Origin of the sequence: Streptomyces sioyaensis (assembly GCF_004122735.1) — a bacterium.
Lineage (GTDB): Bacteria > Actinomycetota > Actinomycetes > Streptomycetales > Streptomycetaceae > Streptomyces > Streptomyces sioyaensis.
The window spans coordinates 1-14,354 of the sequence record NZ_SDIF01000092.1 but is presented as its reverse complement, the minus strand read 5'-3'; the positions used below and the strand labels follow the sequence as shown (position 1 = coordinate 14,354).

Here is a 14,354-nt window from a genome sequence, read left to right as displayed (position 1 = left end):
ATAGGGATTGTTCCGGCTACCGGCGCGCGTCAGGAAGGCGTAGGGTTCGACAAGCGCAGTCGTAAGCAAACAGTCGTCTAGACAGCAATGAGGGGTGCGCACGCATGGACCGCGGGACGGTCGGCAGTGCAAGCCGGGGCCGGCTTCATGTCGAGATCCGCCATCACGGCGCCAGCGCGGTGGTGACGGTCGCGGGTGAGCTCGATCACCACACCGCGGATCTGTTGCGTGAATCACTGGAGGGGTGCGTGGACGACGGTTATGCACGGCTCGTAGTGGATTGCTCACCCCTTGAGTTCATGGATTCCACCGGACTCAATGTGCTGCTCGGCGCGCGACTGAAGGCGGAGGCCGAGGGGGGTGCGGTCCATCTGGCCGGGATGCAGCCCGTGGTGGCCCGGGTCTTCGAGATCACCGGCGCGGAGGCGGTCTTCACGGTGCATGACTCTCTCGACGCGGCTCTGACCGACTGATGTGACGCGGTGTCCGGAACGATGCATTCCGGGCACGTAGTCCGTGTCACAACTTCCGTACCCAAGAAGTGGGTGTTCTCACGGTCCGGTCGGGCAGGAGACATCTGAATCCGTTGAATCAGTCAGTATCTGTTTTCCGTGAACAGGCGAATCGGTGAGGTGAAGCGCTGATGAGCACCACCCGGCCGTACCCGCCGGGCGATCTCGGCCCGGAGCCGGGCAGCGCCGGCGCTTCCGCCGCCCCGGCTGCCGCCACTCCGGCGGGCCAGGTCCGCCGGCTGCGCCTGGCGGGCACCCGAGGCGCCGTGGCGCGTGGCCGTGACTTCGCCCGGCAGGCCCTGCACGACTGGGGCTGGCTGCCGGCCGTCGGCGCCGATCAGCGTGCCGCGGCCGAGGACGTGCTGCTCGTCGTCTCCGAACTGGTCACCAACGCCTGCCTGCATGCCGAAGGGCCCGAGGAGTTGCGGCTGCGCTGCAGTGCCAAAGTGCTGCACCTCGAAGTCAGTGACCTCGGTACCGGCTCGCCGGCGCCGCGCAGCCCGCACCGCCCCGGCCGCCCCGGAGGTCACGGCATGTTCATCGTGCAGCGGCTGTGCCTGGACTGGGGCGTGGTGCGCAACACCGACGGCACGGGCAAGACCGTCTGGGCGGAGCTCGCCGCGCCGTCCTAGACGGGCGGTGGACGCCGGGAAGTACTGAGCGCGGGCCTGCGGGCCCGCGCTTCGTCGTGTGCGGAACCTGCTGTGCGGTGCCTCCGGGGCGCCCGCTGGAGGCCGGAATTCCCCGCCGCCGCGGGCCCGGGGCCGATCGGGGCTGTGCTGTGCCTTCCCTCGGCACGGTCCCCGGCGTACCTTGAGCGCCCAATCTGATGTGCCGTCAGTAACATTCCGGCGGTGCGCTCATCGGGAGAAGGGGAACACGAGGTGGCCCGCTTCCACGAACAGCACGGCAGGCGCCCGGGCCGGGCCGCCGGCCTCGCCGCGGCGGCGGCGCTGACGGCCGGGACCGCGGTGATGCTCACCGCCCCGGCCGCCCACGCCGAGGTCGTCGACGTCAACTACCAGTGCAAAACGCCGATCGGCAACAAGGGCGCGGTGTCGCCCATAGACATCAAGAGCACCCCGAGCGGCGGGGGGTACAAGCTCGTGATGTCGTTCCAGAAGGGCGTCTCCTCCAGCCCCGTCGAGCTGGGCAAGGGCGCCATGAAGCCGAGCGCGCTGATCAGCCTCGGCGGTGCGCAGAGCGGTACCGTGCCGGTCGCCGGGCCGCCCAATGACAAGGCCATTCCGGCCAACACCCCCATCAAGATCAGCGACTTGAGCGGGACGTACACGCCCAAGGGCAGCGGCAAGGTCACCTTCACGGCGGGCACGCTCACCATCAAGGCGCTGGGCACCACCACCACCTGCACACCGAGCAACCACCCCAAGCCCTCGCTGACCCTGGACGTGAAGGGAACCGGCGGTTCCGGCGGTAGCCAGGAAGGCGCCGGTGGTTCCGCCACGGGCGGCGGTTCCTCCGGCGCGCAGCTGCCGCAGACCGGACCCGCGGACTCCGCCGTGGCGCTGGGCACCCTCGGCGGCACGGTGCTGCTGGCCGGTGCGGCCGGAGTGCTCTGGCTGACCCGGCGCCACCAGCGGGCCTGACGGCCGCGCGGGGCGCCGGGACCTGTCCGATGGGTCAGGGTCGGAAAGGCCCCAGGACCCGCGCGGCGCAGCCCCGTCTCCGTACACCTCCGTACCCCACGCGGAGGCACCCCCTCGCATCAGCAGGAGCCGCCGATGCCGTTCCGTCCCCGCACAGCGGTCAGCGGTGCGATCCTCGCCGCCGCCGTCGTGCTGCTGTGTCCCGCCGCGGCCGCGGCCCGGCCGGCTGCCGCACCCGCCCCACCGGGCTGGTCCGCCGCGCCGGCCCCGGGGGCCGGCGCCGCCCCGGGTGCCCAGGACCGCCCGTTCTTCTACCTGGAGGGCGCCCCGGGGAGCGTCCTGGCCGACCGGCTGTCCCTGAGCAATCCCACCGGCCGCACCGTCGCCGTACGGCTGCGCGGCTCCGGCGCCGGGGCATGGCTCGCGCTCGCCTCGAAGGAGGTGCGGATCCCGCCGCGTACCCGGGCGAGCGTCCCGTTCACGGTGACCGTCCCGCGCGACGCGGTCCCCGGCGACCGCTCCGGCGCGCTCCTCGCCACCGGCCAGGAGGGCGGGCGGGCGGCCGTACCGCTCCATCTGCGGGTGACGGGGCCGGTGTTGTCCGCGCTGACCGTCGAGAAGGTGTCGGTGCGTGGCGCGGGCGGGGCGGCGGTCATCCGGTACACGCTGGTCAACCGCGGCAACACGGTGCTCAGGCCGCGGATCGCGGTGCGCGCGGACGGGCTCTTCGGCCCGGTGCTGCGGCGGGCCGCCCGTACGCTGCCGTCCGCACTGGCGCCCGGCCGGGCGGTCGACCTGACGGAGAACTGGCCCGGTCCGCCCGCTCTGGACGCGGTGGAGGTCCATCTCACGGCGACCGCGGCGGGCGGTGCCCACGGGGCCGCCACCGCCTCGTACACGGCGGCCCCCTGGGGCGTCCTCGCCGCCCCGGTGCTGCTGCTCGCGGTGGGTGCGGGCGGGCTGGCGGCCGTACGCCGGCGACGCCGTGGCGCCGGGCCGGGCGGGACGCGGGGCGGGCAGGCCGCCCGGCGTGCGGTCGGCGAGGCGCGGCCGCCCGGGGACGAGGCGGCGGACGCGGCGGCCGAACTGGCGGGCACCGGACCGGGAGCGCGCGCATGAACGGCCGGACGGGGGCGGGCCGGACGGCGGTCACGCGCACGGTCCGCGCCGACGCGCCCCGATGTCGCGTACGGGGGCGGACGGTGGCCGCGCTCGCCCTGTGCGCGGCGCTGGCGCCGGGGCTGCTGCCGGCCGCCGGGGCCCAGGCCGCTCCCCAGGCCGCCGCCGACGGCAAGCCCGTCGTCCAGCTCTCCGCGAAGGAGGCGGGCAAGGGCGGCAGCCTCACCGTGACCGGCCACGGCTGGCGCCCCAAGGCGCTGCTCACGCTGCTGATCTGCGGACAGAACATGATCGGCGGCAGCAACTCCTGCGCCAACGGTGACGGACGGGCCACCACCACCGATGCCCACGGCGCCTTCCGCAGGAAGCTGCCGGTCGCCGAGCCGCCGAAGCCCTGCCCCTGTGTGGTGCATGTGGCCACCGTGACCGGTGCGGCTGCCGCGGCGGATGCCCCCTTCACGGTGGCGGGCCACCCGGTGGCGCCGCTGCCCCGGGAGACCACCGGCGGCCGGCTGGCGGTGCTCGCCCAACCCCGGCTGGCGGGCAGCAGCGGCCTGCTGACCTGGTTCGGCGCCCCGGCACAGCGCGAACTGACCGTCACCGTCGGCAATCTCGGCCCGGTGCCGGCCCGGGACCCGCTTTTCCGGGTCGGGACCTCGCACGGCGTCTTCGCCCCCAAGTGGGAGGAGCAGCAGTGGCGGGGCACCATCCCCGCCGGAAAGAAGGCGCAGATCAGGCTGCCGGTCGAGCTGCCGGCCGGCGCACACGGGGACTATCTGGTCTCCCTCGCCTACGGCGGCCGGACCCTGGTCGAGCAGCCCTGGGGGGTCGGCCGGCCCTGGGGCGTGACGCTCTTCTGGGTGCTGCTGTGCGTGGTGATCCCGACGGCGGTGTTCCGCATCGGGATGGCGCTCGTGGACCGGGTACGCCCGCACCGGACGGACCGGACCCGCAAGCACTCCGCAGGGCGCGGCCGCACCGCCGGCCGGCCACCCGGCACCCGAACCCGCACCAAGGACCGCACCGCGCACGACGGCTCCACGGACGGCCCCGGTACGCCGGGCGAATCCGGCGGGCTGCCGTGGTTCACCCCGGACACCGCACCGTCCACCACCACATCAACCGAACGACCGACGTCGAAAGGTTCTGCGTGATGAGGCAACGGAGGAGAACGGCGGTGGCCTCGGCGGCCGCGCTGGTGCTCGCGGGGGCGGGCATCATGACCGCGGCCGGGACCGCCCAGGCAGCGGAGGTGTCGTACAAGACGGAGTGTCTGCCGCCGCCGATATCGGGGCTGCCGCCGATCGAGGGCACCACGAAGGTCGCGGTCAGCGCGCCGGCGACGGCCAAGGTCGGCGACGAGATCGAGGTGGTCTGGAAGACGGTCGAGGGCGCCTCCAAGAACCCCGACATCCTCGATCTGGGGGAGAACACCGTCCAGCCGACCGGCACGATCAAGGTGGCCGGGGCACAGACCGGCGATCTGGCGATGCAGGGGCCACGGCAGAATCCGCCCATCCCCAAGGGCGGCGCGATGAAGCTGTCCGACATGAAGGGCAAGCTGAAGCTGACGAAGGCCGGTGAGGTCACCCTGGCGCCCGGCTTCTACAACATCAACGTCAACAAGCCGATCTCGACGGACACCAAGTGCTCGCCCAAGGAGACGGTGAAGCCCGCGGTCACCGTCAAGGTGACCGACGGCGGGGGCGGTTCCGGCGGCACGACCGGAGGGACCACGTCCGGCACGACGGGTGGCTCCACGACCGGTACGACGGGCGGCACCACGGCCGGGACCTCCGGCGGGACCACGGCGGGTACCTCCGGTGGGACCACGTCCGGCACGACGTCCGGCGGGACCAGCGCCGGCACCTCCGGCGGTGCGACCTCGGGCAGCACGTCCGGCGGCGGCTCCGGCGGCGACCCCGACGGCACCGCGTACAAGGGCAAGGAGGTGCAGGTCCCGTACGCCTGCAAGACGCCGATCGGGGACAAGAAGGCGACCTCGCCGGTCCAGATCAACGCCGTGAAGAAGAGCGGCAGTTACGGCCTGACGGTGAAGTTCGCCAAGTCCGTGATGGACAGCCCGGCGGACATCCCCAAGGGCGCGGTCAAGCCGTCGATGGACGTCAAGGTCGGCGGCGCGGACAAGGGGTCGGTGAAGGTCGCGGGGCCGGCGAACGCCGCGCCCATCAAGTCGGGCCAGCCGATCGCGATCCCCGATCTGACCGGCACCTACAAGCCGGGCGCCACCGGTAAGGCCACGCTGACGCCGGGTGTGCTCACGGTCAACGCCCTGGGGACGACCACCACCTGCACCCCGGAGAAGGACCCGGGCGCCTCGCTCACCCTGGACACCTCGGCACAGCAGGGCGGCACCTCCGGTGGCGCCTCGGGCGGTGCGACGGTCTCCGGAGGCGGTACGGCGGGGACGGCCGGTGCCTCGGGCGGCAGTGGCAGCGGCGGCGGCCTCGCCGAGACCGGCGCGAATGATCACGGCGGGCTGACGGCGCTCGGCCTCCTCGCCGGGACGGCCATCCTGCTGGGCGGCGCGGTCTTCACGTTCCTGCCGCGGCGCCGGGCACGGGTCCGCTGACCCGGCACGTCCACGGGACGCACGAAGGGGGGCGTCGCACCGGCGGTGCGACGCCCCCCTTCCGCTGTCCGGGGCCGGCAGGCGTCAGTTGACGCTGCCCATCAGCTCCTTGACCCGCTTGCGGTACATCCAGATGCCGACGCCCGCGACGACCGCGAGGACGGCCTCGACGGTGACCGACACCGAGTTGTTCAGGTCGACGTTGAGCTGCGGCGACGTCAGCAGACCTGACACCGAGTCACCCGCGGTGACCGCGAGGAACCAGACACCCATCATCTGGGAGCTGTACTTGGCGGGCGCCATCTTCGTGGTGACCGACAGCCCGACCGGGGAGAGGCACAGCTCACCGATGGTCTGGATGAAGTAGACCGCCACCAGCCACATCGGGCTGACCTTGCCGCCATGGGCGGCGGTGTCGAGCAGCGGCATGAGGAAGACGACGAAGGAGATACCGATCAGGGTGAGGCTGGACGCGAACTTGACGGCGGTGCTGGGCTCCTTGCCGCGCTTGTTCAGCCACAGCCACGCCGAGGCGACCACCGGGGCCAGCGCCATGATGAAGATCGGGTTCAGCGACTGGTACCAGGACGTCGGGAAGTGGAATCCCAGCAGGTTGTTCGTCGTGGAGTTCTCACCGAAGATCGACAGCGTCGAGCCGTTCTGGTCGTAGATCATCCAGAAGATGGCGGCGACCACGAAGAACCAGATGTAGCCCGAGAGCTTGGACTGCTCGAGTTCCGTGACCTCCTTGTCGCGCTTCATGCGGATCAGGACCGCGATCGGGATGACCAGGCCGGCGATGGTGATCGGCATCAGCGCCCAGTCGGCGAAGTTACCGCTCACGGCGAGCAGGGTGTAGAACACGGCCGCGACGAACAGCCAGATCAGGCCCTTGCGCAGCACGGACGCCTTCTCCTGCGGCGTCGCGGGCTGGGCGACGACGCTGCTCTCCGCGCTGAGGTGGCGGGTGCCGAGCATGAACTGGGCGAGGCCGAGCGCCATGCCGACGGCGGCGAGCGTGAAGCCGAGGTGCCAGTTGACGTTCTCGCCGACGGTGCCGATGGTCAGCGGGGCCAGGAAGGCGCCGAGGTTGATGCCGATGTAGAAGAGCGTGAAGCCACCGTCACGGCGCGGGTCCTCCGGGCCGTTGTAGAGGTGGCCCACCATCGTGGAGATGTTCGCCTTCAGCAGGCCGGAGCCGAGCGCGACCAGTACGAGACCGGCGAAGAAGGTCGCCGGGGTGGGCAGGGCGAGCGTGATGTGGCCCGCGATGACGACTCCGGCGCCGATCGCGACCGTCTTACGCGGCCCCCAGAAGCGGTCGGCCATCCAGCCGCCCGGCATCGCGAGGAGGTAGACCATCGCCATGTACACCGAGTAGATCGCCGTGGCCGTGGTGGCCTGCATATGCATGCCGCCGGGCGCGATCAGGTACAGGGGCAGGAGGGCCTTCATGCCGTAGAAGCTGAAGCGCTCCCACATCTCGGTCATGAAGAGAGTGGCCAGTCCGCGGGGGTGGCCGAAGAAGGTCTTGCCGCCGTCCGCAGGGTTCCCCTGCTGGGCCGCATCCTTCGTCAGGCTGGACGCCATGGAAGCTTCCTTGCTGCTACGGGACGCGTTCGCAGGCGATACGCGCCCGGGTCGGAGGGGATGACCGGCACCGGCGTCGCCCCGTCCGCCCCCACGTCCGGGAGGTTCGGCTCCCCGCAAGGGGCCGGCAGGACGGTCGTACCCCGGAATCCACGCTCCCCTTAGTGCAAGCGCGCGGCGGACCCGGTCGGCAGGTCGATCACTGTGCATCAGGGCCGGGGGTGCCGGCCCAGGACACAACGAGGGACCGATGACGTCGGTTGAGCGCCAAAGGTCCCGAAGGTTGTGCGATGGACGTCGAGCCACCATACGTCTGGTTACCGGCCCGTTGGGTGGGGTGAGACAACGGTCACATCCATTCCGGGAACTACGGGCGCGCCTCGGGACACCCGCGCGCCCTCGCGCGCGCCCGCGCTTGCGCAGCTCACGGCGCCAAAGGCGCGGGAACGGGTCCGCCGTCGGCCATCCGCGCTGGTCCGCCCCTCGCTGCGGATACATCGGACTACCATCGGCCCATGACCCGTGTACTGCTCGCCGAGGATGACGCGTCCATCTCGGAGCCGCTCGCCCGCGCACTGCGCCGCGAGGGTTACGAAGTCGAGGTGCGCGAGGACGGCCCGACGGCGCTCGACGCCGGTCTCCAGGGCAATATCGACCTCGTCGTCCTGGACCTGGGACTGCCCGGCATGGACGGCCTGGAGGTCGCCCGCCGGCTGCGCAACGAAGGCCATTCCTTCCCCGTCCTGGTGCTGACCGCCCGCGCCGATGAGGTGGACACCGTCGTGGGCCTGGACGCCGGCGCCGACGACTACGTCACCAAGCCCTTCCGGCTCGCCGAACTCCTCGCCCGGGTACGGGCCCTGCTGCGCCGCGGCTCCACCGCCGAGCCCCAGCAGCCGCCGGCCACCCACGGCGTACGGATCGATGTCGAGTCGCACCGCGCCTGGATGGGCGAGGAGGAACTCCAGCTCACGGCCAAGGAGTTCGATCTGCTGCGGGTCCTGGTGCGGGACGCCGGCCGGGTCGTCACCCGTGACCAGCTGATGCGCGAGGTCTGGGACACCACGTGGTGGTCGTCCACCAAGACGCTCGACATGCACATCTCCTGGCTGCGCAAGAAGCTCGGGGACGACGCCGCCAATCCCCGCTACATCGCCACCGTCCGCGGAGTCGGCTTCCGCTTCGAGAAGAGCTAGGGGCCCGTGCGCCGCCGCCTGATCAACTCCACGCTCGCCGTGGTGCTCGTCGTGATCGCCGTCTTCGGCGTCTCCTTGGTGATCGTCGAGACCCGCACCATCCAGTCCGGCGCGCAGGAGAGCGTGGCGTCGGAGGCGGTGCGGCTGGTCGGGATAGTGGAGAGCCGGCTGGGCAGCGGCGAGAAGATCACCCCGGGCATCCTCTCCGAGCAGATCACCGCCAAGCGGCACGCCGAGATCAAGGTGCCCGGCAAGGCGCCGATCGAGATCGGGCACCGCCCCTCGGGCGATGTCATCGCCTCGACGGTGCGCGGCGACCGCGGGGAGTCCGTCACCGTCCAGGAGTCCCGCTCCACGGTCAGCGCGGAGATCGGCCGCACACTGCTCGTCATTCTGGCCGTGGCGCTGCTGGCGATCATCGCCGCCGTCATCCTGGCCATCCGCCAGGGCCGCCGGCTGACCGCGCCGCTGACCGACCTCGCGGAGACCGCCGAACGGCTCGGCTCCGGCGACCCCCGCCCGCGCCACCGCCGCTACGGCGTGCAGGAGCTGGACCGGGTCGCCGATGTGCTGGACGCCAGTGCCGAGCGGATCGCCCGGATGCTGACCGCCGAGCGGCGGCTGGCCGCGGACGCCTCCCACCAGCTGCGGACGCCGCTGACCGCGCTGTCCATGCGGCTGGAGGAGATCACCCTCACCGACGATCCGGACACCGTGAAGGAAGAGGCCACCATCGCGCTGGCCCAGGTGGAGCGGCTGACGGACGTCGTCCAGCGGCTGCTGACCAATTCCCGCGACCCGCGCAGCGGCTCCGCGGTCGCCTTCGATCTGGACGAGGTGGTCAAGCAGCAGATCGAGGAGTGGCGGCCGGCCTACCGCAGCGCGGGACGGGCCATCGTGCGCTCCGGCAAGAAGGGCCTGCGGGCCGTCGGCACGCCGGGTGCGGTCGCCCAGGTGATGGCCACCCTCATCGAGAACTCGCTGATGCACGGTGACGGAACGGTCGCGCTGCGTACCCGCGTCACCGGCAACCAGGCGGTCGTCGAGGTCACCGACGCCGGTCCCGGTGTCCCGCCCGACCTGGGCTCGCGGGTCTTCGAGCGGACCGTCTCCGGCCGTAACTCCACGGGGCTGGGGCTGGCCGTGGCCCGGGACCTGGCGGAGGCGGACGGCGGGCGGCTCGAACTGCTCCAGCAGCATCCGCCGGTCTTCGCGCTGTTCCTGGCCCGGGAGCAGGAGCCCACCGACGAATAGGGCGCGCGGCCCGGGCTACCTCCGCGAGGCGCTGCGCGGGCGCGGCGAGTCGTCGGCGAGGAAGGACTCGGCGGTCGCCACGGCCTTGCGCGCGGGCAGCGCACGGAAGACCCAGGTGCGGTAGGACCAGAAGCGGAAGAGCGTGGCGACGGCGATGCCGAGGAACTTGAAGACGTTGCTCTGCAGCGGGGAGTCCCAGTCGAAGCCGTAGGTCGCGATGTAGAGCACGCCGTTCTCGATGACCAGGCCGACGACGCTGAACAGCAGGAAGAGCGTCAGCTCCTTCGTGCGGCCCCGCTTGTCGCGGTCGCGGTAGGTGAAGTAGCGGTAACCGAGATAGTTGGTGCCGGTCGCCACGACGGTCGCCACGATGCTGGCCCGCACGACGGGCACCTCGGTCAGATGCCGTACGAGGTTGAACACCGCGAAGTTGACCACGACGCCCGCGCCGCCGACCGCACCGAACTTCACCAATTCCCGGGTGAGCGCCTCCAGTCTCGACCGCAGTGCGCTCCGTTCACTCATGGTGATCGTTCAGCTCCCCGTCGTGGGCGGTGTCCGCGGCCGTCAACGCTGGTCCGCTCCCTCATGCTAACCACGGGCCGACGGTGCTGCTTGCCGCCCGGCAACTCCGGGCACAGCCCCCTGCGGGCCGTCGGGGTCAGCCCACGGTCACCCGGAAGTTGAGGCTGCGGGCGCCCGCCTCGTCGGCCGCTCCGGTGCCGCAGCGCCGGCAGCGCAGCAGCCGTACGTCCGTACGGCCCGGGCGGACGGCCCGGAAGCCGAGGCGGCGGACCGGGCCCGAGCCGGCCCGTGCGCCGCCGGGGACCACCCGGGAGCCGGTGGCCCGCACGACGGCCGGGTCGGGGCGGGGCTCGGCGATGATCCAGCGGTAGCCGTCGGTGCCCTCGTCGTCGACCTGCACGCTGAAGCGGTCTCCGGGGGCGACCGCGATCTCGGTGTCGTCGGCGTCATAGATCCGCGGCGCGGACAGCTGGCTGAAAACGGAGTGCAGGGCGATGAGCAGCGCGGCGATCGCCACCACGATCACCAGCGCCCTCGTGCCCCTGGTTATGCCGCTGTTCTCCATCCGGCCTCCCCCTCGCCGGGCCCGTTCCGGGCGCCGGACGCGCCCGCCGGCCCGGGAGTCGGGGCAGGCGGCGGTCCGCTGTCGGCGATCGTCGAACGTGCGAACTCAGAGGATCATCCAAGCCGGGGTCCGGGCCGCGGCGCCGTACGGATACCCTGGGGGCGTGACGTTCCCGGTAGTCGGCATGGTGGGCGGCGGTCAGCTCGCCCGTATGACCCACGAGGCGGGTATCCCCCTCGGCATCAGATTCAAGCTCCTCAGCGACACTCCGCAGGACTCGGCGGCTCAGGTGGTCGGTGATGTCGTCATCGGCGACTACCGCGATCTGGACACGCTGCGTGCCTTCGCTCGTGGCTGTGATGTGATCACCTTCGATCACGAGCACGTTCCCACCGAGCATTTGTGGGCCCTGGAGGCCGACGGGATCCCCGTGCGGCCCGGCCCCGATGCGCTGGTGCACGCCCAGGACAAGGGGGTGATGCGGGCGAAACTGGACGCGATCGGCGTGCCCTGTCCACGCCACCGCATCGTTTCCGACCCCGCGGACGTCGAGCGCTTCGCGGCCGAGCTCGGTGGCGGGCAGGCGCCGGACGGCTTCCCGGTGATCCTCAAGACCGTCCGCGGGGGCTATGACGGCAAGGGCGTCTGGGTCGTGCGATCCTCCAAGGAGGCCGCCGAGCCGTTCCGTGCCGGGGTGCCCGTCCTCGCGGAGGAAAAGGTCGATTTCGCGCGCGAACTGGCGGCCAACATCGTCCGCTCCCCGCACGGCCAGGCCGTGGCCTACCCGGTCGTGGAGTCCATCCAGGTCGACGGGGTCTGCGACACCGTGATCGCCCCGGCGCCCGACCTCGACGAGGAACTCGCCGGCCAGGCCCAGCAGCTGGCGCTGCGGATCGCCCAGGAGCTGGGCGTCGTCGGCCATCTGGCCGTCGAGCTCTTCGAGACCGCCGACGGCCGGATCCTCGTCAACGAGCTCGCCATGCGCCCGCACAATTCCGGCCACTGGACCCAGGACGGCGCGATCACCTCGCAGTTCGCCAACCACGTCCGTGCCGTGCTCGACCTCCCGCTCGGCGACCCGCGCCCGCGCGCCCCCTGGACGGTCATGGCCAACGTGCTCGGCGGCGACTACCCCGACATGTACTACGCGTACCTCCATTGCATGGCGCGGGACCCGCAGTTGAAGATCCATATGTACGGCAAGGACGTGAAGCCCGGCCGTAAGGTCGGACACGTCAACACCTACGGCGACGACCTGGCCGACGTGCGCGAGCGCGCCGCTCATGCCGCCGGCTATCTGCGAGGAACGATCACCGAATGACGTCCAGCCCGTCGCCCGACAACCGTCCGGCACCGACCGCAGACACCCCCTCGCCCGGGACGGCCGGCGCCCCGCTCATCGGCATCGTCATGGGCTCCGACTCCGACTGGCCCGTCATGGAGGCCGCCGCCCAGGCCCTCGACGAGTTCGAGATCCCCTACGAGGTCGACGTCGTCTCGGCGCACCGCATGCCGCGCGAGATGATCGCGTACGGCGAGGAGGCGGCCGGCCGCGGACTGAAGGCGATCATCGCGGGCGCCGGGGGCGCGGCCCACCTCCCCGGGATGCTCGCGTCGGTCACCCCGCTCCCGGTCATCGGCGTCCCCGTCCCGCTCAAGTACCTGGACGGCATGGACTCCCTCCTCTCCATCGTGCAGATGCCGGCCGGCGTCCCGGTCGCCACCGTCTCGGTCGGCGGGGCCCGCAACGCCGGGCTGCTCGCCGCCCGGATCCTCGCCACCCAGGACGCCGAACTCCTCGGCCGGATGCGGGAGTTCCAGCAGGAGCTGAACGACCAGGCCACCGAGAAGGGCAAGCGGCTGCGCAACAAGGTCGCCGCCCCGGGCGGCTTCGGCTTCGGGGGCGGCCGGTGAGCTCGTCCCGGGAGGCCGCCCGGGATCTGCTCGCCCGCTGGCCCGTCGTCGACGGCCACAACGACCTGCCCTGGGCGCTGCGTGAGCAGGTCCGCTACGACCTCGACCGGCGCGACATCGCCACCGACCAGTCCGCGCATCTGCACACCGATCTGCCGCGGCTGCGGGCCGGCGGCGTCGGCGCACAGTTCTGGTCGGTGTACGTACGCGCCGACTACGCGGGCGACAAGGCCGTCAGCGCCACCCTCGAACAGATCGACGTGGTCCGGGAGCTGGTCGCCCGCTACCCCGGCGAGCTGCGCCTGGCGCTGACCGCCGACGACATGGAGGCGGCCCGCGCCGAGGGCCGGATCGCGTCCCTCATGGGTGCCGAGGGCGGCCACTCCATCCACAACTCGCTGGCCACCCTGCGCGCGCTGCACCGGCTGGGCGTGCGCTACATGACGCTCACCCACAACGACACCATCGACTGGGCGGACTCCGCCACCGACGAGGCCCGCCACAACGGTCTGACCGCCTTCGGCGAGGAGGTCGTCCGGGAGATGAACCGCTGCGGGATGCTGGTCGACCTCTCGCACGTCTCGGCCGCCACCATGCGCGACGCGCTGCGGGTCAGCACCGCGCCGGTGATCTTCTCGCACTCCTCCGCGCGCGCCGTCTGCGACCATCCGCGCAACATCCCCGACGACGTACTGGCACAGCTGCCCGCCAACGGCGGCGTCGCGATGGCCACCTTCGTGCCGAAGTTCGTGCTGCCGGACGCCGTCGCGTGGACGCAGCGCGCCGACGAGAACATGCGGGCGCACGGGCTGCACCACCTCGACACCACCGAGGCCGGTATGGCCGTCCAGCGCGCCTTCGAGGCCGCCCACCCGCGGCCGAAGGCCACCGTGGCGACCGTCGCCGACCACCTCGACCACATGCGCGAGGTCGCCGGCGTCGACCACCTCGGCATCGGCGGGGACTTCGACGGCACCGCGTTCACGCCTGACGGCCTGGCGGATGTCGCGGGCTACCCGAATCTGATCGCCGAACTCTTGGACCGGAAGTGGTCCGAGTCCGACGTGGCCAAGCTGACTTGGCAGAACGCCGTGCGCGCTTTGCGCGCGGCGGAGGACGTGGCGCGCGCCGAGCGGGGGCGACGGGGGCCGTCGCACGCAGTGATCTGACGCCGCACGTTGTCGGCCGTCGCGCCGCAGGGCTTCTCGCCGTTGCGCCTGCGGCGGGCTGGTTGCCGCTGCGCTGGCTGTTCGGCTGCGGGACCGGCCCTCCGGACTCCGTCCTGCGGTCCGGCCCCTCCCGTTGGGGGTGGATGAAGACCGGTGGGGGCGGGCCTCATCCCTCGACTGCACGCAGACGACGGCCAGGGCCCGCCCCCACCGGCCTCTTTCCCACCCACTCGCGGGAGGGGCCGCGCCGCAGGACGAAGTCCGGAGGAGCGGCACCGCACCCGACCACCCACGCCCGCCGCAGGCGCAA

General features: G+C 72.0%; 14 protein-coding genes. 11 read left to right on the top strand and 3 right to left on the bottom strand.

Going from position 1 to position 14,354, the window contains the following annotated elements; translation table 11 throughout:
* Positions 1-104 precede the first annotated feature (104 nt).
* The 6 genes from EST54_RS25210 to EST54_RS25185 all read left to right on the top strand — a co-directional run bounded on the left by EST54_RS25210 (position 105) and on the right by EST54_RS25185 (position 5,831).
* On the top strand, positions 105-473 hold the full coding sequence (locus EST54_RS25210) for an STAS domain-containing protein (protein WP_006605202.1): 369 nt from the start codon (positions 105-107) through the stop codon (positions 471-473).
* Between the two features lie 170 nt (positions 474-643).
* Positions 644-1,144, top strand: a complete 501-nt coding sequence (locus EST54_RS25205; RefSeq protein WP_129250009.1) for an ATP-binding protein — start codon at positions 644-646, stop codon at positions 1,142-1,144.
* Positions 1,145-1,396: 252 nt separating this feature from the next.
* Positions 1,397-2,119: an LPXTG cell wall anchor domain-containing protein gene (locus EST54_RS25200; protein ID WP_129250021.1), complete on the top strand. Its 723-nt coding sequence runs from the start codon at positions 1,397-1,399 to the stop codon at positions 2,117-2,119.
* A gap of 135 nt (positions 2,120-2,254) precedes the next feature.
* The gene (locus EST54_RS25195; RefSeq protein ID WP_129250008.1) at positions 2,255-3,238 is read left to right on the top strand and encodes a COG1470 family protein; all 984 of its coding nucleotides are present in this window, start codon (positions 2,255-2,257) and stop codon (positions 3,236-3,238) included.
* On the top strand, positions 3,235-4,392 hold the full coding sequence (locus EST54_RS25190) for a hypothetical protein (protein WP_239013239.1): 1,158 nt from the start codon (positions 3,235-3,237) through the stop codon (positions 4,390-4,392). The genes EST54_RS25195 and EST54_RS25190 overlap by 4 nt, the downstream gene beginning before the upstream one ends.
* Complete coding sequence (locus EST54_RS25185; RefSeq protein WP_129250007.1) at positions 4,392-5,831, top strand: hypothetical protein; 1,440 nt, start codon at positions 4,392-4,394, stop codon at positions 5,829-5,831. Before EST54_RS25190 ends, EST54_RS25185 begins: the two co-directional genes overlap by 1 nt.
* Positions 5,832-5,915: 84 nt before the next feature.
* Here EST54_RS25185 and EST54_RS25180 read toward each other — a convergent pair whose 3' ends face one another.
* Entirely contained in the window at positions 5,916-7,421 is a 1,506-nt protein-coding gene (locus tag EST54_RS25180; RefSeq protein ID WP_129250006.1) for a peptide MFS transporter, read from the bottom strand.
* Positions 7,422-7,936: 515 nt separating this feature from the next.
* On the opposite strand from EST54_RS25180, the gene EST54_RS25175 reads away from it, so the two are divergent.
* Both EST54_RS25175 and EST54_RS25170 read left to right on the top strand, forming a co-directional pair.
* Positions 7,937-8,617 (top strand): response regulator transcription factor, encoded by a 681-nt coding sequence (locus tag EST54_RS25175; RefSeq protein ID WP_006605209.1) that lies wholly within the window; start codon positions 7,937-7,939, stop codon positions 8,615-8,617.
* 6 nt (positions 8,618-8,623) lie between these two features.
* Complete coding sequence (locus tag EST54_RS25170) at positions 8,624-9,871, top strand: ATP-binding protein (RefSeq protein WP_093483544.1); 1,248 nt, start codon at positions 8,624-8,626, stop codon at positions 9,869-9,871.
* A 15-nt stretch (positions 9,872-9,886) separates the two neighbouring features.
* On the opposite strand, the gene EST54_RS25165 is transcribed toward EST54_RS25170, so the two are convergent.
* Positions 9,887-10,396, bottom strand: coding sequence for a GtrA family protein (locus tag EST54_RS25165; protein WP_129250005.1), 510 nt, complete (start codon positions 10,394-10,396; stop codon positions 9,887-9,889).
* A gap of 136 nt (positions 10,397-10,532) precedes the next feature.
* The gene (locus tag EST54_RS25160) at positions 10,533-10,961 is read right to left on the bottom strand and encodes a protease inhibitor I42 family protein (protein ID WP_239013240.1); all 429 of its coding nucleotides are present in this window, start codon (positions 10,959-10,961) and stop codon (positions 10,533-10,535) included.
* 184 nt (positions 10,962-11,145) lie between these two features.
* Between EST54_RS25160 and EST54_RS25155 the strand changes: the two genes are divergently transcribed.
* From EST54_RS25155 to EST54_RS25145, 3 genes are read left to right on the top strand one after another with little or no spacing between them, the layout of a single operon-like run.
* The gene (locus EST54_RS25155; RefSeq protein WP_129250018.1) at positions 11,146-12,282 is read left to right on the top strand and encodes a 5-(carboxyamino)imidazole ribonucleotide synthase; all 1,137 of its coding nucleotides are present in this window, start codon (positions 11,146-11,148) and stop codon (positions 12,280-12,282) included.
* On the top strand, positions 12,279-12,875 hold the full coding sequence (gene purE, locus EST54_RS25150; RefSeq protein ID WP_174857511.1) for a 5-(carboxyamino)imidazole ribonucleotide mutase: 597 nt from the start codon (positions 12,279-12,281) through the stop codon (positions 12,873-12,875). Before EST54_RS25155 ends, purE begins: the two co-directional genes overlap by 4 nt.
* Positions 12,872-14,044, top strand: coding sequence for a dipeptidase (locus EST54_RS25145; protein WP_129250004.1), 1,173 nt, complete (start codon positions 12,872-12,874; stop codon positions 14,042-14,044). Before purE ends, EST54_RS25145 begins: the two co-directional genes overlap by 4 nt.
* The last annotated feature ends 310 nt before the right edge of the window (positions 14,045-14,354 follow it).

Excerpts from the sequence above, each read along its gene's own strand:
- EST54_RS25210 (WP_006605202.1), top strand. The coding sequence starts at position 105 with ATGGACCGCGGGACGGTCGGCAGTGCAAGCCGGGGCCGGCTTCATGTC.
- EST54_RS25205 (WP_129250009.1), top strand. The coding sequence starts at position 644 with ATGAGCACCACCCGGCCGTACCCGCCGGGCGATCTCGGCCCGGAGCCG.
- EST54_RS25195 (WP_129250008.1), top strand. The coding sequence starts at position 2,255 with ATGCCGTTCCGTCCCCGCACAGCGGTCAGCGGTGCGATCCTCGCCGCC.
- EST54_RS25190 (WP_239013239.1), top strand. The coding sequence starts at position 3,235 with ATGAACGGCCGGACGGGGGCGGGCCGGACGGCGGTCACGCGCACGGTC.
- EST54_RS25185 (WP_129250007.1), top strand. The coding sequence starts at position 4,392 with ATGAGGCAACGGAGGAGAACGGCGGTGGCCTCGGCGGCCGCGCTGGTG.
- EST54_RS25180 (WP_129250006.1), bottom strand. The coding sequence starts at position 7,421 with ATGGCGTCCAGCCTGACGAAGGATGCGGCCCAGCAGGGGAACCCTGCG.
- EST54_RS25175 (WP_006605209.1), top strand. The coding sequence starts at position 7,937 with ATGACCCGTGTACTGCTCGCCGAGGATGACGCGTCCATCTCGGAGCCG.
- EST54_RS25165 (WP_129250005.1), bottom strand. The coding sequence starts at position 10,396 with ATGAGTGAACGGAGCGCACTGCGGTCGAGACTGGAGGCGCTCACCCGG.
- EST54_RS25160 (WP_239013240.1), bottom strand. The coding sequence starts at position 10,961 with ATGGAGAACAGCGGCATAACCAGGGGCACGAGGGCGCTGGTGATCGTG.
- EST54_RS25155 (WP_129250018.1), top strand. The coding sequence starts at position 11,146 with ATGGTGGGCGGCGGTCAGCTCGCCCGTATGACCCACGAGGCGGGTATC.
- purE (WP_174857511.1), top strand. The coding sequence starts at position 12,279 with ATGACGTCCAGCCCGTCGCCCGACAACCGTCCGGCACCGACCGCAGAC.